Source organism: Bacillus sp. M13(2017) (assembly GCF_002218325.1).
Lineage (GTDB): Bacteria > Bacillota > Bacilli > Bacillales > Bacillaceae_G > Bacillus_A > Bacillus_A thuringiensis_K.
This window is the reverse complement of the sequence record NZ_KZ268505.1, coordinates 135,518-154,630: the sequence shown is the minus strand read 5'-3', so window position 1 is coordinate 154,630 and position 19,113 is coordinate 135,518. Positions and strand designations below refer to the sequence as shown.

The window sequence follows — 19,113 nt, the reverse complement described above, 5'->3', positions numbered from 1 at the left end:
AACAGCTTTTTCATTATGGCGTGCTCTTCAACTAAAGTTCGTATTAGTGAAATAATCCAAACAACGTGTAAAAAGCTCCCTTTGTTAAAGTCTATTCAAATACCCCTTATAATCAGAAGATACTATTTATAAGGGGTATTTATTCAATTTAATTTTATAAAAATTGGATGGAAACACTGCAAGTTCTCACTTATTTAGAATAGGAGAAAAGATGATGTTTTATTTGTTCAATAAAATAATGATGGTGTATATTATCGTTAGATACTCGACTTGCCATAATAGCCCCCTCCATTGAAGATGCAAGAAAGGAAGCGAGTGATATAACCTCTATATCTTCTTTAAGTTCTTGTTTCTCTATTCCTTCTTTTATGAGAGAAGCCATTAACATTACTGTATCATCATAACCTTTTGCTGCTGCTTTTTGTAATTCTGGAAATACTCCAGTACTTTCAATTGCGCTATTAAGTAATGGACAGCCTCCAGCAATAGGAGGATTATTAGCTGCATCTTGATATACAAGGAAAATTGCAAGGATTTTATCGATTGCTGTCTTTTTATTTTCCATTGCTTTATGAAAATGACTCCACATAATCTCACCACTTTTGTCGTAGGCAGCAAGGACAATTTCTTCTTTACTTTTGAATCTACGATAAATAGATCCTTTAGGTAGTTCAGTAGCTGTCATTATATCCTGGATGGATGTGCGAGTTATCCCATTAGTATTAAATAAATATAAAGATGTTTCAATAATTTTTTCTTTAACCTTATCAACTTTAGTCATGCTTTGTAATCCTCCTAATAAAAACGAGCTTAATATTCCAGGTGATATTTACCATCTATTTTCTTGAATTTTTTTGTAAGTATAAAGAAGTTTGGAGCGAAAATATCTTATCAACCCCTATATTATGTGAACCTCAAACAATACAGTTTGAAAAGAGATTAATCAAATTGTATTATCTATATCATTCAAATGAATTTTCTGTCAAAATTAACATGACCAATTATTTAATTCAGTCATGTTATACAACTAATTTCACCTAACTTCGTAGTAGGTGTAAAAATATATAGTTAATTTTAATGTATAGACATATGATTATTATATATAATTTTTATCAATATGTTTAGCTAAAGTGTTTGAACTACTCCCACTTTCACTTCATTCTATAAAAGATTAACCATTAATGATTACTGGAATTAAATTGTAACAAAGCAACTGAAATATAAATATATTTGCTTTTTTCCATTTTGATTTTGTTAATACTTTATAAAAAGGGTTTAAAAAACTAGAAACTTGTAGTATCATTAGATTTCGATTCGGACCGAACCGTCCGGTTTAGAATCTTGTATAAATATATTTAGAAGGAGATCGTTATGCAGAAAGAAAAATCAAAAATTATAGGTAATTTAATTATGGGGGCAATACAGTGAACTTTATAAAAATGAATAAAAAAGAAATCATTATGCCAATAATCTTTACACTGTTTGTACCATTTCAAATTGGCTTGTACATACTATTTGGCATATCACTTTTAGCTAATGTCAATTTAGTTGAATCAGAATTTGTTCTTAGTGCCATCGGTTTTACTGTACCTGCTATTGTAGGAATCATTTGCTTTAGGAAAGAAATTATTGAAAGTTTTACTTATTTTAAAGAGAAGACAATTTTGAAAATAGTAAGTATTCCTATGGTAGTTTTATTTACGTTAATTGTGGAACAGTGTGTTATGTATTTTCTAGCAACTGGTCAACCAGAGAACCAAGAGCAGCTCCTTGAAACGGGTGCAGAGGTACCTCTTGTATTTACATTGCTTGTATTTGGTATTCTGGGTCCAATACTTGAAGAAATTGTGTTTCGCCACATATTAATAAATCGTTTTTCTTACCATATTGGTACCGCTATTGCATCTATCATTTCGATTATGATTTTTACACTTCTTCATACGAACCAACTTTCGGATATTGCTATTTATTTACCTGGATCGTTGATACTTACTGCGGCTTATCTTATTTCTAAAAGATCCATTGCATATGTTATAGCGATACATATGTTAAACAATTGCCTTGGTTTCATTCTGTAAGAAACTAGACTTGTTTCTGGTGCCAAAAATACTTTTTCTATGATATAAGAAAGCTAATCAAAAATTATAAGATATTAGGAGAGTGTCAGTCATGATTGTAACAACAACTTCTGGAATTCAAGGTAAAGAGATTATTGAGTATATTGATATTGTAAATGGTGAAGCTATTATGGGTGCAAATATTGTCCGCGATGTATTCGCTTCCGTTCGTGATGTTGTCGGTGGCCGTGTTGGTGCTTATGAAAGTAAACTAAAAGACGCTCGTGATATTGCAATGGGCGAAATGAAAGAACTTGCAAAAGAAAAAGGTGCGAACGCTATCGTTGGTATTGACGTAGATTACGAAGTTGTTCGTGATGGAATGTTAATGGTTGCTGTCAGTGGTACAGCTGTACGTATATAAGTAAATAAAAAACGGTTCCTCCCTTGGAATTTATACTTTGATGGGAGATCCTGGTTCTGTTGCAGATTTTAAAGAATAAAACGAGAAATAATCAACTTTTTTATTTCTCGTTTTATCTACATATTTATTTTTGGAAAAACAATCTAACTCCAAATACTAATAATATGGCGCCTGTAATACCCTCTATTGTACGGTTCACTCTTTCTTTTCTTAAAAAAGTTCTTAATTGACGTATGAGTGAGATGTAAAGTAAATACCATATTGCTGTCAAAGTCGTAAATGTGACTCCTAATAAAAGAAATTGGAGGAAATGATTTTGATTACTCACAATAAATTGGGGTAAAAAACTAAGGAAAAATACAGCGGTTTTTGGATTTAAAATTGCCGTAGTAAATCCTTGTCTAAAGCTTTTAATTGCCCCAATATCCTTAGAGTCCATTTCTGCTGAACCTGACATATCTTCTTTTTTATGTAAGGCACTTTTAATTGACTTTACAGCTAAATAAATTAAATAAACAGCCCCAGCATATTTTATAAATGTAAATAACATAGCAAATTTCATTAAGATAGCAGAAAGTCCTAACGTAGCCATTATTGTATGAATCATCATTCCAGATATCGTTCCTAAAACAGTCTTTATCCCGCCATTTTTACCATGCGAGATAGTATTTTTTGTAACTAGTGCAAAACCAGGACCAGGCATCATTATGATTAGCATTGCTGTAAGGATAAATAATAGATAATTTTCCATGTTGTAGTATTTCCTCTCCAATTTTTAGTTTTGCTTACAGTATAGCTTTTTTCATTAAAACATTACATATAAAAGACTTGATCAGAAATTTATTTAGGTTATTCGTATCAATTTGATTAAATATTACCCAATAGCCACATTGATAAAACACATGACAAACTTATATATAATTACAAGTTCAACTCTCACAAAAAAAAAACGGAATAAAAAATAAACAGCAGAACTAGTCCACTGTTTACTTTGCCACACCTTCATGTAATTTTTCTGTATAATCCTTTACATCTTTCCAGCTATCTTTCGCTGTATGTAAATCTTCTTTTATAAACGTAAACTCTTCCGGACTAATTCCTTTTACGTTTTGTAATAAATTATTATACTTTGCACCTACTGTATACCATTGATTTGATATGTTTTGTAGTGCTGTAATTGCTGCATCAATTGTTTCTGTCATGTTTGTTGTTTTATTTTTTACATCAGTCAAAATTACGACTTCTGCTTGTGCTCCTGAAATTCTATCTTTTAAATTGGCGATTTCTCTTTCTGCATTTGCGATATCTTTTTTCGCAACCGCAATCATCGGCCCGCCAGCAAGACATGTTATTAGAGCTACGCAAAGTACGCCACCAGCAATGACCATATCATTACTCTTTTTAATCGAATCGTTATATGTATTTATTTGTTGCTCTAGAGCTGGAATACCAGCATTCGTACTTGCCAATATCGCTGTTAACTGATTTGTATCCTCTTTGAAACTATTTGTATCTTTCGCCATTCTATCGCGAAAAGCTTTCAAATTTCCTAATAATCCATCTACCTCATTTTGATTCTTTACAATATCCGCATACAACTTTTCTAAATCCGCTTTTAATTTTCCGCTATCCTTTTGATCAATCGCTATTAACATGTCATTATAATACGATTGAAAAGTATTATTGTAATTTATAATATTTTGATCTGTTTTCATAATTTGAGGCTTCATATTATTTAACCAATATGCTGCATTAATTTTTGCATCTCTTTGATGCTGAATCATATTCCCTTTAAATTCACTATTAATCGAACTTATTTTACTTAAATCCGTCTCTTGTTGATTTTGAATTAATTTTGCATATGAATCCATTGCAAATATGCTTGATGTCGTTTGTGCCATTACATCTTGGAATCCTGCTGGTCCAAGAGAATAGTTTTTCACATTTTCTTGTAGCACCGTTACATTTTGTTCTGCTGCAAAAGGATGTAAAGGAAATGCGTTACTCGTTGCCACCCCAGCAATCATTACCGCTAAAAGACATTTTTTATAAAATCGTTTCTGCATATTTTTCACCTATTCCCTTTATAAGGATATCAAAAGCTCCTGCTCACAACTGAACAGGAGCTTCAAATTATTCATCAACACTTAACGCTCTAACGATTCGTATTCAATTATGCTTTTTTCGTGTCTACTACTTTAATATCTTCAGCATAAATCTTTTCTGCATAGTCTTTAATGTTTTTCCAGCTATCTTTCGCAATGTTTAAATCTTCTTTAATGAAAACAAGATCGTTTGGACTAATTGAATCCACATTTTGAAGTAAAGAATTGTATTTTGATCCCATTGTATACCATTGGTTTGAAATGTTTTGCAACGCTGTAATTGCAGTATCAATCGTATTTGTTAAATACTCAGTTTGTGTTTTAATGTTCGTTAACCCAGCTACTTCTAATTGAGCAGTTGTAATTTGTCCAGTTATTTTTTGAATTTCAGCTTGTGCATTGTCAAGTTCTTTCTTCGCTAATACGATACCAGCTGTACCACCGCCTACAGCTGCTGCACCACCTGCAATTAATGCGACTCCTAGCGGTGTTCCTGCGCCCGTAGCAATAACTACTGCACCACCAATAATTGCAATTGGTCCTAGAGCTGTCGCAACAGATGAACCGATAATAATTGCATTATATTTACTAATTGCTTCATTGTACGTTGTAATTTGATTTTGCAGAAGCGGAATTCCTGCATCTTGACTAGCTAATATAGATGTAATTTGATTTGCATCACCCTTGAAGTTTTGCGTATCCGACGTCATTTTATTTCGGAATTTTTTCAAGTCTTCTACTAACTGATCCACTTGCGCTTTATTTTCATTAATACTACTTGATAATCTAGTTAGGCCTTTCGTAAGAGTCGCTTTATCTTTTGCATCTACCGCAGCAACTAAAGTATCATAATAGTTTTGAAATTTCGTATTGTAGTTAATGATGTTTTGATTCGTTGAAATAAGCTGTGGCTTTAATACATCTAACCATTGCTTCGCATTTCCTCTAGCTGTATGTTGGTGCTGAATCACTTTTCCTTTTAAAGCTGCATCAACAGTCGATACATTTCCAAAGTTAACATTACCTTGTTTAATAATTGTTAAAGCATACAGATCCATTACTAAAGCATTTGAACCTGTTCTTTCCATTGCATCTTTCAAGCCTTCTGGTCCTAATGAATATTCTTCATAGTCATTATAAGCTTTTGCTACCGCATGAACTGGAGCTTGTTTCACTGTACTTTCAGCTGCATACGTATGAGCCGGCATAATATTTCCTGCTGCAAATACTGCCATCAGTGCTGATAGAGCCATTACTTTATAAGGTTTTTTTGTCATTTTTCTTCTCTCCCTATATCGCTAATTATTTTTCTGTTTAATGTACTTCAACGTTTGTAACGTAATCTTCAAATTGATTTGTTTGCTTATTCATTTCATCACTTACTTTTTTAATTTGATTGAAATGTTTTTGAAGTAAACTACTGTCTGTATACGTGCCTTCTTCAACATTTGTTTGAATTTGGATCATATTATTATTTAAAACTTTCCAATCCGTTAATAACGTTTCTAAAGTTGTAATTTGACGATCAATTAATTCTGTAAAGCTATTTACTTGATCTTCAACGAATGTAATTTGAGTCGCTTCTGCTTCAGTTTGTGATAACTTTTGAATAAGTGGCAATAACTCTTTTTGCTTTTGTTGAATGCGAAGAGCTGCTTCCCTCGTTTGACTATCTGCAGCATTTACAATTTCATTACTTAAAGTACCGATAGAAACAAAATCGATTGTTTTCGTTTGTGCAGTTTGATTTGTGATTGTAAATACTTGTTTACCGATATTAATAGAACCTTTAATGATTTCTTGAGGTCTATTCAAAATAGTAGTTAGTTCAGCTTGAATTTCCCCTTGAATTCTTTTAATATCTTCTCTTAATTTCACAATATCTCCACTTGATCCTTGCAGTGTTTTTATTGCTTCATCGGCTTTAATTGATAAGTTGTTACTATCTTTGTCTAATACTGTTTTAAATCGATTTAACTCTAATAAATCTTGCTCCATACTCTCTTGGATGCTCTGTACTTGCAATTGTAATTTTCCATATGCACTCATAAAATCTGTTTTTGCTTGCTGATCTTCATTTACATTTCCTGCTAGTTCATAGAGCTTACTATAATAACTATTGAATCTAGTGCTGTATCTCATCATCTCTTGATTTAAGTCAATTAGCTTCGGATTATATTCATCAATCCACTCTCGTACATTCGCCTTTGCAAACTTTTGATGATTCGTTAAGCTACTCATCGCATTTACCTTAATGTCTGGCTGTTGCAAAATAATTAATCCGTATGCTTGAATAAGCGGTGATTGTGATCCTAACATTCTAATTGAATTGGATAATGTATTTGGAGCAATTACATTTTGCGCATATACTGTTTTCACTTCCGTTTGCCCCTCCTTAGCGTAAGCGCTTACAGGAATGAAGCAACTCGTAGATACTGCTGTAACCAATAACCCTGTAATTAAAGTCTTTTTCACTTTAACTCCTCCTATGTATTAGCAACTATTACTATCGCATTTTATTATTCTATTTTCTTGCCCATAATTTGAGATGGTTAAAATAGAGAACGTTCTCAACGTGATCTATGTATGAACCACCTCTCTCGTATTGCTACAGTACTTACTTATCGTCACAAAACATTTTATTATTTTTCATATGTGTTTAGTATGAATAATATTGTATAAATTTTCTATTTCATCGAAATTCCCACATTCACACAGTGAATATATTACATAAAAATATTATTCATTTTAAACTAAACAACATACGTAAATATGAAATTTTATTTTGTTTTCATATAAGTTTTGTACTGTAAGGTCATTTAAACACAGCTGTTTATATATCGTAAAGAAGTATTTTCATTCCCTTTATTTTCAAGCTTTCATGTCCTTATTTCAAAATATAATCCGATTCACTTTATCGATTGAAATATCTATATATCACAACAGAAAACACTACTTTCAAATAACCAATGAAGTTATATTAGTATAATTTTTAACCCCATATGCAATTATGCATAGCATATACACAAAAAGGATAGCTTCATTTTCGCGAAGCTATCCTTAAAAAATTTTCTTATTTTTTCAAATGATATGGAACTGTCGTAATAACAACATTTCTTTTATAAAGTAAATACGCACGTATAAGTAAACTGGATTGATTATGAAGAATGTTATGCCAACCTTTTTTCGGAATGAACTGTGGTATAACGACCGTAACACGGTAATTCGATTCACTTGCCTTATATTGCACTGTATCGATAAACTTCGTTAGCGGCTGAATAATACTTCTATAATGAGAATGTAATGTAACAAGCCTTACTTCAGGTTGCCACTTCTTCCATTTCTCCTCAAATTTCTTTTCCTCTTCTCTGTCAAAAGCAACATATACTGCGATAACTTGATCTGCCGAAAGCGATTTCGCATAGTTCAATGAATTTTCTACTACATGCGTCATACCTGCTACAGGAACGACAATTACATTCCCCTCAATTGGAATAAGAGGCTCGCAAGTTTTTAAACTTAATTGATCACCCACTGCATCATAATGCTTCTTAATTCGATGGAATAAGAAGATAATAACTGGTAAGAAAATAAGAATCGACCAAACTTGTGCAAATTTAGTTAAAAAGAACATGCTCATTACGATAAAACTAATAACTGCACCAATTAAATTAACCGTTAATCTTAAAGCCCATCCTTCAGGCTTTTCGCGAAGCCATTTTAATACCATCCCTGTTTGAGAAAGTGTAAATGGAATAAATACACCTACTGCATATAGTGGAATTAAATGTTCTGTTTGTCCTTGGAAAGCTACAATTAAAATAATCGAAGCAACTCCAAGTATAATAATACCGTTTGAGTAACCTAGGCGGTCTCCTCTAATCGTAAACATTCTCGGTATGAATTTATCTTTTGCAAGGTTAACCGCTAATAAAGGAAATGCAGAATAACCTGTATTAGCAGCAAGAATTAATATTAAAGCTGTTGTACCTTGTATGAAATAGTACATGAAATTACGTCCAAATGTTTGTTCAGCAATTTGAGAAACAACTGTTACTTCTTTACTCGGAGTCACTCCGTAATAATAAGCTAAAAATACAATTCCTGAAAATAACACAGCAAGTAATGCACCCATTGCAAGCAATGTTTTTGCAGCATTGTTTGGCGCAGGATCTTTAAAGTTCGGAATTGCATTTGAAATTGCTTCAACACCTGTTAAAGCCGAACTACCTGATGCAAATGCTCTTAGTAATAAAAACAAACTAATTCCTGCAACTGGTGTACCAATCGGCGCATGTAAAGTGGGTGAAACATGACCAGTTAAAATATTATATATGCCTACACCAATTAATATAAATAGTGCTAAAACGAATAAATAAACAGGATATGCTAAAACGGAAGCTGATTCCGTTACTCCTCTTAAGTTTAATATTGTAATTAATATAACAAATATAACCGCAATAATTACATTGTGTGCATGTAAGCTAGGAAACGCAGACGTAATTGCATCTGTACCAGCGGACACACTTACCGCAACAGTTAAAATATAGTCAACTAATAAAGATCCTCCAGCAATTAAGCCTGGATTCATTCCTAAATTTTCTTTTGATACAACATACGCTCCCCCGCCATGCGGATAAGCAAAAATAATTTGACGATATGATAAAATAAGGGCTGTCAATAGTACTAATACCCCAACAGCGATCGGAATGGAATACCAATAAGCGATCGCTCCAACACCTGCTAAAGCAATTAAAATTTGCTCTGGACCGTAAGCAACTGATGACAATGCGTCAGAAGATAAAATAGCTAAAGCTTTCGTTTTATTAAGCTTTTGTTCTCCAAGCTCTGTTGATTTTAACGGTCTTCCAATTAAAAATCTTTTAATAGATGAAACCAATGCTGTCCACTCTCCAATAATTTTGTACGAACTTTTCTGCTTGTTACAGCCAGTAAACTATTTCTTCAGAAAACAAAAAATGTCTACAAGCCATAGCGAAATAGACTTGTAGACATTATTTTTTTTGTCGCACAAGCTCCACCTTCCTTCTCAATATAACGCTTACGAGGTTAGCTGTCGGATTCGGGCCTATGAGTAGCCCTACCTTTTTCAAGGATTCACCCCATCGGATTATGTACTAATCCGTAAAAACGGGTCCCCCGTACCATGCGGTTTCAGCGATTTAGAAAATTGAAACTGTGGATTATAATACTCCTTTATTTTCAAAAAGTAAACAAAAATTTTTAATAAGAAAAAAATTAAAATGATTGTGCATAATCCACTGAGAAATATACATAATGAATACTAAAAAATTCGCAAAGGAGACCCATATGTCTAAAGAAAAGAAGCCTATTTTTTCCGATTCATATTTAGATGCAGTAGCAAATGAAATTAATCAGTTATATGGTAAACGTGAACAGGAAATAAATTTGACAGATAGAACGAAAAGAAATAAATAATTTGTCATAAAAAAAATAAAAAAGATAGCAATACACTTATATATTGCTATCTTTTTTATTTTTTCATACATCTAATTCTATTACAGATCTGTTAAAGGTCATCTCTTCATACACCTTTAAATTTTGATATATAGTGCTTAATAATGGTGCCGTTATAGAAAATTGCTCTGCTACATCCAGTAAATATCCTTGCAAGTGCTTCCCTTCAATAAACGAACCCTTCTCCATATCACGTTGCATCGATGACTTCATATCATACGAAATTTTATCAATCGTTTTCATATGTTCCTGGGCAATATTAACCTTTATTGGAGCTCCTAATACTCTCATGATTTGTACAGATTCCTCAAACACATTACGGATAAAATCACGGCCGCCTTCACTTTCACGAATTGGTCCAATTGGTGCACGCATTAACGTTGTCACACCGGACATTACAGTAATAAATAAATATTTATGCCACATATCTTGCGTAATATTTTCACTTAAAACAAAACTAGATTTCGTACCTGCAAATGCTTTAGAAATATGCTTTACTCTCTCTGAATTTTGAGACTTAATTTCTCCAAACACAAGTCTGTTGGCAGCGCTAGTTTGTACAATTTCTCCTTGATCGTTTAACGTCGTCTCGATAAAGCATAAACCGCCAATTACTTTTTCTTCGCCGAATTCTTTTTGTAATAGTGATAAATGAGCGATACCATTTAACAATGGAATGATTACAGTACCTTCGCCAACAAACGGCTTCAAATCTTGAATTGCCTCGTTTAAGTGATACGCTTTTGTTGAAAATAAAATGACATCAAATGGAGAAGTTCTCTCTTCCTTCGTTATTAATTTCGGTTGAAAGGAAAAATCCCCGTTAACACTTCGGATTACAAGTCCTCTTTCCTCTAATTGTTTTTTTCGTTTATTACGAACAAGAAATGTAACATCTTCTCCCTTTTCGACTAATCTGCCACCAAAAAATCCTCCGACTCCACCAGCGCCTAATACTAAAATCCGCATACAGCATCCCCCTCTTCAAAATACAATTTTATAACTTTTAGTATACATAACATTATACATGTCCTCTGCTAAATAAGCAGAATTTTCACTCTCAATCGAGTGTAAAACAGTGGTTATTTTCAAATAAATTTGGGCATGTTGTTTCTATAGCATATATGGAAAGGAAACAATGTAGATGGAGGCAATACAAGCAATTGAGGAAAAAGATGTAGCAACAGCTATATTTCAATTTATATTCCCGTTTTCGTTTAAAGCTGGATATGAACAAGAGATGTTCCCTTTCTTACAAAAAAACGATTTTCGTCCTTTTCGGCTCGATCATCTCGATGATGAAAATACATATTATGGGGAGTTTAAAGTTTCACATCAAAATATGGAAGCATACTATCTTTCATTTACCAATAAAATTCTCTTTCCTCACTCAGAGCATCAAAAGGGCTTGCAACGTTATTCAAAGGACCTTAACTTAACTGGACATTTAACAACAAACCTTACTTCAATCCAATTTAATATACACTCTATTGATGTAACACTTTGTCCTTATGAACTTGGCTTCTTAACAATTCGAACAGAAGTAAACACTGCTCCAAACATGACTTTATCTGAAGCAATCGAATTCGCTGCCCGCTTCCGTGTACTTGAAACTAAAAATGATACAAATGAGACTATTTGTATTGAATGTAACGGAAAAAAGTATTCCCAAGTTGAAAAATTCATTTTTGGTTATTTATTTCATGGCGTAACTGATTTCTTTGAAAAGAAGAGATTAAGAAGTTCATACTTTCAAACCTTCCCATTCTTTGAAGACCAAAGAATGTACGTTCAAACTTTATTGTCACTAAAAGAAGGTATGGAACTTAATGAAGTGGATGTTTATCGTACTTCTAGTCTTTCCGGATTAACAAGTGATGGTAAGCCATATGTGAGTGCAAATAACCTTCCTTACATTCATGACTATTTAAAAAAACACGCTTACCAGAGGTGGGCTCCAAATCGTTATTTCATAATGGAAGAACACATTTTTACATGTGTAACAAATGAAGGAGAACGCGAAATTGCTAAACTTGCTAGTCAAATGTATGGGGAATTTTATTACGCTTTATTATTAAATCTATTCCATAAAATTGTTTTATTAAAAATGGCAAACGCCTATGCTGAGCTAAATATTGAACAAGATACTAATGAAATAGAGAAATTAATTTATTCGATCAATTCGTTCACTGCTAATTATTTTTCTTTAGAATTAGTATCCCAATCACAGAGTGAAGATATTTTCTTCCGCTTAAGAAAACTTTTTAATATTGAGGTTCTATACTCGAACGCGAAACAAAATCTTGATAGTTTGTTTAAATATCAAGAAAACGTCGCCTCTAAAAAAGATAGCCTTTTATTATTAATTTTAACGCTCTACTCTGTAGTGGGCCAAATGTTAGGGTTTACTATGATTGACCTTTTAAGAAACACCGATTCAAACAAAATATCGTCACCTCTTGAATTTTTCGCTCTATTAATTGCGATTAGCGGTATTGTCATTTCACTTATTTTAGGATCCCAAAGTTTATACCAATGGGGTCTACAACATAAACGAAGAAAAGCTTGGGTAAAACAAACTGTACTTTCTGCTGTGAGAGAGAAAGACGATAAGAAGTAAAGAAGATTATTTTTAAACTACAAATACGTAGTACAATTCAGTAAGTGAAATTTTTATCAGCGATTTTCAAATTATATCGGCGCAACTCGAAATATATCAGCGATTTTCAAATTATATCGACGCAAATCAAAATATATCAGCGATTATTTAAACATATCGACTTACCGACAAAAAACGACAAAAAAGAATCGAATATGAAAAAGGCTAATCCAAAATAAAATTTAGATTAGCCTTTTTCCTCTTACTTCCCTGCTTCGATTTGCTCTAATGCAGCAGCTACTTGCTCTTCCGTTAATTCATGTTGTATTACGTAGCGGTTACGTGGACTTACACGACATTCATGAGAACATGCACGTAAATATTTCGCTTCGTTTTCTTCAGAACATAAAATTTTCTTATTACATTCTGGATTTGAACAGTTTACATAGCGCTCACAAGGTTCACCTGTAAAGTGGTCTTTACCAACGATAACATGTTCTTTTTGGTTTACAGGTACAGCGATACGCTCATCGAACACGTAACATTGTCCATCCCAAAGCTCACCTTGTACCTCTGGATCTTTTCCGTACGTTACAATTCCGCCGTGAAGCTGACTTACATCTTCATAGCCTTCACGAACTAACCAGCCAGAAAACTTCTCACAACGAATTCCGCCTGTACAATAAGTTAAAATCTTTTTACCTTCAAGTACTTCTTTATTTTCACGAATCCAATCTGGTAATTCACGGAATGATTCGATATCAGGTTTAATCGCACCTTTGAAGTGGCCTAAATCAAACTCATAATCATTTCGTGCATCAATGATAACTGTATCTTCTTGTTTCATTGCTTCATAAAAATCTTTTGGCTCTAAATACTTCCCAGTTATTTCGTGTGGGTTAATGTCATCTTCTAGACGAAGTGTAACTAACTCTGGACGAGGACGCACGTGCATTTTCTTGAATGCATGACCATCAGCTTCATCTATTTTAAATACGATACCGTCAAAACGTGGATCATTGTTCATTGCTTCCATGTATTTCTCTGTTTGTTCTACAGTTCCAGAACAAGTTCCGTTAATACCTTCTTTTGCTACAAGAATTCTTCCTTTTAATTCAAGTGAATTACAAAATGCTAAATGCTCTGCCGCGAATTCTTCTGGGTTTTCAATTGTTGTGTACATGTAATATAGTAATACTCTGTATGGTTTTGTAGTTGCCAATGTATTTCTACCACCTATCTAATTTTTAAAATCATGTATAAGTTAACGTTCATATCAAAACATATATAATAAGAAAATGAATCCCATTTTCTTTTCTTTATACTATTTTCTATCAGTTAACAAAAATAAAAAACAAGATTACACATCAAAACACTATGGTTATGTTGTAATCCCAATATATTATATATCATACAAATGCAATTCCATCAATTAATATGCTGGATTATCGGCTTTATGTTCACATAAATTTCAAAATTGACCCTTTAATTTATTATGTTTCCCTACGTCATCACACCATAAACTCCCAATTTATTTTACATTATCACACCATCCATTGCATAAAGGCATATAATTTGCATTAAGGAAACTTTCGTGTTCAAATGAAATTATCACATAACATATTTAAATGTATTGAAATAATGAGTAAGAATACATACAATAATTTCATCAAGTTAACATTTTAAAGGGGAAAACTACTATGAATAAAGATATAACAAAAGATGAACATCTCCCTTCTGAAAGTACAACTGTACAATCAGCTCACTTAGCTTTAAGTGGAGAAACAAAAGGTTGGAAAAGACTGTTACCATTTTTAGGACCCGCTTTTATCGCATCCGTTGCTTATATTGACCCTGGCAACTTTGCTACAAATATCGCAGCTGGTTCACAATATGGATATTTACTATTATGGGTTATACTCGCTTCTAACTTAATGGCTGTATTAATCCAAACTTTATCAGCTAAATTAGGAATTGCTACAGGAAACAATTTACCCGAAATAGCTCGTGAAAACTTTCCAAAGCCTGTGTCTATCGGTTTATGGATACAAGGTGAACTAGTTATTATGGCTACAGATTTAGCGGAATTTATTGGAGCTGCTTTGGGGCTTTACTTACTATTTGGAATCCCGATGCTACCTGCCGCTTTAATTACTGCAGCCGGATCATTTATTATTCTTGAGTTTCAACGTAGAGGATTTCGTCCACTAGAAGCTATTATTACAGGAATGATTTTCATTGTAGTAATCGCTTTTGGAATTCAAGTTTTTTATGCAAAACCAGAATTAAGTCCCCTTCTTTCAGGACTATTTATTCCAAGATTCCAAGGTGTAGATAGTATATTACTTGCAGCAGGGATTTTAGGTGCGACAGTTATGCCGCATGCAATCTATTTACATTCCGCCTTAACGCAGCGGCGCGTAGTCGGAACAAATGATGAACAAAAGAAAAAGATTTTCCGCTTCGAGTTTATCGATATTATTATTGCAATGGTTATTGCTGGAGCAATTAATGCAAGTATGTTAATTGTAGCAGCTGCTCTATTCTTTAAAAACGGCTTGCACGTTGAAGATTTAGATGTTGCTTACACTCAATTTACCAATTTAGTAGGTCCTGTATCGGCTGCATTATTTGGGATTGGACTTTTATCAGCAGGACTATCTAGCTCTTCTGTCGGTACAATGTCGGGTGATATTATTATGCAAGGTTTCATTCGAATGCATATTCCGTTATATTTACGCCGATTTATTACAATGATTCCACCATTAGTTATTATCGCTTTAGGTGTAAATCCAACTTACGCTCTCGTTATGAGCCAAGTCGTCTTATCATTCGGTATTGCATTTGCATTAGTACCACTTATTATGTTTACAAGTAATAAAAAGATAATGGGTGCACTCGTTAACCACCGCATAACAACATTTATCGCATGGATAATTGCTATACTTGTTATCATTTTAAATATTTTCTTACTGTATCAAACTTTTGTAGGGTAATGAAAAAGGGTATTCCAATTTTAATTTGGAATACCCTTTTTGGATGAAATGATTTTCTTCTAGTTACCACTTATGTATGTCCCTCTTTCCGGCATCATGATACCATTTTCAGTTCGAAAGTAAAGTGGCAATCCTTCCGCAAAAAACATACTTACCTTGGACGGATCTTGCCTTTGATGATGAATATGTAAATGCGGCTCACTTGAACTTCCTGAGTTACCGACTTGAGCAAGAACCTCTCCTTCATTTACATGTTGTCCTTCCCTCACTTTAATTGATCCTTTCTTTAAATGGGCCAGAACCATAAATGTCCCTGATTCATCTAGTCGTAAATAAATATGATTACCCGCCATTGACTGAAAATCATCCTCTCCTGGAACTACATCTTTTTCATCATTATTGATAGATACAACTGTTCCAGAAGCTGGTGCCATTACTTCCGCTCCATATATTCCATAATCCTCTAACTTACTACTTTTCACTTCAGCAGGTGGAATAAGAACATCATATGCCCAGCGTTCATTTGGTTTTATAACATGATAGTTCGTTTCTAATCGATCACCACCCCATCCCACTAATGCTCGTTCATTCAAAGGAAAGCGAACTACTGCTTTAGGATTCATAGAATGTACATCTGCTGGATAAGCAAGTCCTCCTATGTTAGCAAACCACCCTAAAGGCCAAGCTCCAATTATAGAGAAAAGAACGATGAAGAGTAGCGCTCTATCTATTCGCTTTCTGAAAATCCCTTTCCACACAAATAGTAAAACTGATCCTATTAAAATAAAGAGTGATACTATGCTAAAGGCTTGTATACTCCACCAAAAAATGACTGATATAACGCCTTTAGCTACATAAACTAAGATCCAACTTATAATTAAAAAAGAAACTATAATCACTAATAAAAATTTCTTCCACATGTCGCATCCCTACTCTCATATCCTTTTTTTCAATGATACAAAGTAAAAATTACGACATATAAAAGAAATACTTACGACTTTCTTACTTTTTTATACTGCGGTAATTTCACAGTGAAAACTGTTTCTTTATCGTTACTACGTACAGTTAGATCCCCTTGATGGAGCTCGGCTATACTTTTTGAAATTGCAAGCCCCATTCCTTTCCCACCAGTATAAGAACTACGTGATTTTTCACTACGATAAAATTTCTCAAAAACGTAAGGAAGGTCCTCTTCCGGAATACATTGTCCAAAATTTTTAATTTCTACTTCAACATTCATTGTTTTATTGGAAATTCCAATTGCAATTTCCTTTCCATCTTTTCCATACATAATACTATTACCTATTATATTTTCAAATAGTCTCACTATAAGTGCCACATCAACTTCTACATACAGCACTTCATCACTTTTAATATAAAAGCTCATATTAGCATCATCTAATTGTGGTACAAAGCCAATCATGATTTGTTCAATTAATGCTTTCATATCTACTTCATCTTTATGTAATTCAATCTCTCTATAATTTATTTGACAGTATTCTAATAAATCATCTACTTGATGTTTTAATTCATAACTTTTTCGCTTTAATATACTTACATACTGTTCACATTCTTCTCCATTCGAATGGAGTTTATTTCCTAACAGGTCCGCATAACCGATTAAAGATGTTACTGGCGTTCGTAAATCATGAGAAATATTACTAATCATTTCATTTTTCATTTCCTGTGATTTTTTTTCATTCTCGATAGACTCTTTTAAACTTTTGACCATTCTATTTACATTCGTCGCTAATTCACCAATCTCGTCATTTTTTGAAATAGGTATATGTACTTCAAAATTACCATTACTTATTTCCTTCACGTTCTTATTAATTTCAGACAATCTTTTCATCATTGTTTTTGTCATACATGCAAAGTATGTCGTAGTAAAAATCAAAAAAACTATAAAGTATAAAAATGAATATTTTTCTTCTAACGCATTAACATGACTATATATATTTCCAACTAAAATTTGAAGCACTATTATACTTACAGTCGCTAACAAGATGCTACATATGAAAGCTAAAAAAAATTTCGCCCTAATACCCTGTAAAGATCTAATCTTCAATTTTATATCCGACTCCCCAAACATTTTGTATAAACTTCGGTTCTTTTGGATTCTCTTCAATTTTATTTCTTAATCTTGCAATATGAACCATTACTGTATTATTACTTTCATAGGCCCTTTCTTTCCAAACGCTCTCATATATTTCTTCAATAGTAAATACACGATTCTTTACAGCGGTCATTAAGTACAAAATATCATATTCAGTTCTCGTAAGATTGATTGTTTCTCCATATAACATTACAGTTCTAGACACTTCATCTATTTCTAAACCTCTAATGTTTATTTTCTTTTCTATTTCTTGGGCAGCATTTTGATTGAAATATGTATACCTTCTTAATTGAGCTTTCACTCTCGCTATAAATTCAATTGTACTGAACGGCTTCACAATATAATCATCTGCTCCAGTACTAAATCCTATTACCTTATCTACGTCCGATGATTTTGCGCTTAAAAACATAATTGGTAAACTATGTTTCTCTCTAATCCTTCTACACAATTCTATTCCATCCATTTGTGGCATCATAATATCCAAAATAGCAAGTTGAATTCTGTTATTATTTATTATTTCTAAAGCCTCTTCTCCATTATGAGCACTAAAAACTTTAAAACCTTCTTGCATTAAATTTACGTTCACAAATCGAACAATATCTTGATCATCATCTACAATTAAAATTGGATTTTTCTCCATATACAAACCTCTTTTTGAAATATATTCCACAATCAATTTTATCATAAATTAAAACCGTACTTCTCACTTGAATAATCTTTATTTTCAGACTAGATTATATAATAAAAACACATTCTAGTTTCAGAAGAAATGGAGTGAAAGCATGTTTCCTATATTGAAAACCGACCGACTCATTTTACGAGAACTTAAAGAAGAAGATGCACCGAGTATACTACAATGCTTTTCTAATACTGACGTACTGCGTTATTATGGCCAAAAACCATTACAGGATCTTGATCAAGTGAGACAAATTATTCATAACTTTAAGCTGAGTTACAATGCAAGAAGCGGTATAAAATGGGGAATCGAATTAAAAGACACGAAAGAACTCATCGGTACCATTGGTTTTCATGATTGGTCTTCTGAGCATAAACGAGCCAATATAAGTTATGCCTTTTTGCCTGAACACTGGGGAAAAGGATATGCGACTGAAGCTGTTTCTGAGGTTATATCATACGGTTTCCATACGATTCATTTAAAGCGGATTGGAGCAATTGTATTTCTTGAAAATGAAGCTTCCAATAAAGTACTATTAAAATTAGGCTTTGAAAAAGAAGGCGTTCTAAAAAATTATATGTATCAAGATGATGTCCCATATGATACGAATTTTTACGCTTTATTAAAATCGGTTTAATAGA

17 protein-coding genes and 1 riboswitch are annotated in these 19,113 nt (G+C 32.9%); of the genes, 6 read left to right on the top strand and 11 right to left on the bottom strand.

Annotation, left to right across the window (positions count from 1 at the left end; translation table 11 throughout):
• Nucleotides 1-190: 190 nt before the first annotated feature.
• Nucleotides 191-781 carry a TetR/AcrR family transcriptional regulator gene (locus CGQ22_RS15845; protein ID WP_000169650.1) on the bottom strand — a complete coding sequence of 197 codons (591 nt, stop codon included), beginning with the start codon at nt 779-781 and terminating at the stop codon, nt 191-193.
• A gap of 643 nt (nt 782-1,424) precedes the next feature.
• On the opposite strand from CGQ22_RS15845, the gene CGQ22_RS15840 reads away from it, so the two are divergent.
• Both CGQ22_RS15840 and CGQ22_RS15835 read left to right on the top strand, forming a co-directional pair.
• On the top strand, nt 1,425-2,078 hold the full coding sequence (locus CGQ22_RS15840) for a CPBP family intramembrane glutamic endopeptidase (RefSeq protein WP_089148965.1): 654 nt from the start codon (nt 1,425-1,427) through the stop codon (nt 2,076-2,078).
• Between the two features lie 91 nt (nt 2,079-2,169).
• Entirely contained in the window at nt 2,170-2,481 is a 312-nt protein-coding gene (locus CGQ22_RS15835; RefSeq protein WP_000637518.1) for a heavy metal-binding domain-containing protein, read from the top strand.
• 124 nt (nt 2,482-2,605) lie between these two features.
• On the opposite strand, the gene CGQ22_RS15830 is transcribed toward CGQ22_RS15835, so the two are convergent.
• The 5 genes from CGQ22_RS15830 to CGQ22_RS15805 form a co-directional block, all read right to left on the bottom strand.
• Complete coding sequence (locus CGQ22_RS15830) at nt 2,606-3,232, bottom strand: LysE family translocator (protein ID WP_000433000.1); 627 nt, start codon at nt 3,230-3,232, stop codon at nt 2,606-2,608.
• A gap of 235 nt (nt 3,233-3,467) precedes the next feature.
• Complete coding sequence (gene nheC, locus CGQ22_RS15825) at nt 3,468-4,547, bottom strand: non-hemolytic enterotoxin NHE subunit C (protein WP_001171989.1); 1,080 nt, start codon at nt 4,545-4,547, stop codon at nt 3,468-3,470.
• Nucleotides 4,548-4,654: 107 nt separating this feature from the next.
• Entirely contained in the window at nt 4,655-5,863 is a 1,209-nt protein-coding gene (gene nheB / locus CGQ22_RS15820; RefSeq protein WP_089148964.1) for a non-hemolytic enterotoxin NHE subunit B, read from the bottom strand.
• Nucleotides 5,864-5,900: 37 nt separating this feature from the next.
• Nucleotides 5,901-7,061 carry a non-hemolytic enterotoxin NHE subunit A gene (gene nheA, locus CGQ22_RS15815; RefSeq protein ID WP_000751833.1) on the bottom strand — a complete coding sequence of 387 codons (1,161 nt, stop codon included), beginning with the start codon at nt 7,059-7,061 and terminating at the stop codon, nt 5,901-5,903.
• 598 nt (nt 7,062-7,659) lie between these two features.
• Nucleotides 7,660-9,486 carry an APC family permease gene (locus CGQ22_RS15805; protein WP_000254887.1) on the bottom strand — a complete coding sequence of 609 codons (1,827 nt, stop codon included), beginning with the start codon at nt 9,484-9,486 and terminating at the stop codon, nt 7,660-7,662.
• A 144-nt stretch (nt 9,487-9,630) separates the two neighbouring features.
• A riboswitch (cyclic di-AMP (ydaO/yuaA leader) is annotated at nt 9,631-9,777 on the bottom strand.
• 140 nt (nt 9,778-9,917) lie between these two features.
• On the opposite strand from CGQ22_RS15805, the gene CGQ22_RS32495 reads away from it, so the two are divergent.
• Nucleotides 9,918-10,046 (top strand): hypothetical protein, encoded by a 129-nt coding sequence (locus CGQ22_RS32495; RefSeq protein WP_000031873.1) that lies wholly within the window; start codon nt 9,918-9,920, stop codon nt 10,044-10,046.
• Between the two features lie 63 nt (nt 10,047-10,109).
• Here the strand turns inward: CGQ22_RS32495 and panE are convergent, their stop codons facing one another.
• Nucleotides 10,110-11,054: a 2-dehydropantoate 2-reductase gene (gene panE / locus CGQ22_RS15800; RefSeq protein WP_061884003.1), complete on the bottom strand. Its 945-nt coding sequence runs from the start codon at nt 11,052-11,054 to the stop codon at nt 10,110-10,112.
• 175 nt (nt 11,055-11,229) lie between these two features.
• Between panE and CGQ22_RS15795 the strand changes: the two genes are divergently transcribed.
• Nucleotides 11,230-12,705 (top strand): hypothetical protein, encoded by a 1,476-nt coding sequence (locus CGQ22_RS15795; protein ID WP_089148963.1) that lies wholly within the window; start codon nt 11,230-11,232, stop codon nt 12,703-12,705.
• Between the two features lie 241 nt (nt 12,706-12,946).
• On the opposite strand, the gene trhO is transcribed toward CGQ22_RS15795, so the two are convergent.
• Nucleotides 12,947-13,906: an oxygen-dependent tRNA uridine(34) hydroxylase TrhO gene (trhO, locus tag CGQ22_RS15790; protein WP_000246214.1), complete on the bottom strand. Its 960-nt coding sequence runs from the start codon at nt 13,904-13,906 to the stop codon at nt 12,947-12,949.
• A gap of 478 nt (nt 13,907-14,384) precedes the next feature.
• On the opposite strand from trhO, the gene CGQ22_RS15785 reads away from it, so the two are divergent.
• Nucleotides 14,385-15,680 carry an Nramp family divalent metal transporter gene (locus CGQ22_RS15785; protein WP_001030680.1) on the top strand — a complete coding sequence of 432 codons (1,296 nt, stop codon included), beginning with the start codon at nt 14,385-14,387 and terminating at the stop codon, nt 15,678-15,680.
• Between the two features lie 59 nt (nt 15,681-15,739).
• Here CGQ22_RS15785 and CGQ22_RS15780 read toward each other — a convergent pair whose 3' ends face one another.
• The 3 genes from CGQ22_RS15780 to CGQ22_RS15770 all read right to left on the bottom strand — a co-directional run bounded on the left by CGQ22_RS15780 (nt 15,740) and on the right by CGQ22_RS15770 (nt 18,436).
• The gene (locus tag CGQ22_RS15780; protein ID WP_000265529.1) at nt 15,740-16,600 is read right to left on the bottom strand and encodes a M23 family metallopeptidase; all 861 of its coding nucleotides are present in this window, start codon (nt 16,598-16,600) and stop codon (nt 15,740-15,742) included.
• Nucleotides 16,601-16,671: 71 nt separating this feature from the next.
• On the bottom strand, nt 16,672-17,772 hold the full coding sequence (locus tag CGQ22_RS15775; RefSeq protein WP_116777434.1) for a HAMP domain-containing sensor histidine kinase: 1,101 nt from the start codon (nt 17,770-17,772) through the stop codon (nt 16,672-16,674).
• Complete coding sequence (locus tag CGQ22_RS15770; protein ID WP_089148962.1) at nt 17,738-18,436, bottom strand: response regulator transcription factor; 699 nt, start codon at nt 18,434-18,436, stop codon at nt 17,738-17,740. The genes CGQ22_RS15775 and CGQ22_RS15770 overlap by 35 nt, the downstream gene beginning before the upstream one ends.
• A gap of 142 nt (nt 18,437-18,578) precedes the next feature.
• Between CGQ22_RS15770 and CGQ22_RS15765 the strand changes: the two genes are divergently transcribed.
• Nucleotides 18,579-19,109 carry a GNAT family N-acetyltransferase gene (locus CGQ22_RS15765; protein ID WP_089148961.1) on the top strand — a complete coding sequence of 177 codons (531 nt, stop codon included), beginning with the start codon at nt 18,579-18,581 and terminating at the stop codon, nt 19,107-19,109.
• Nucleotides 19,110-19,113: the final 4 nt, after the last annotated feature.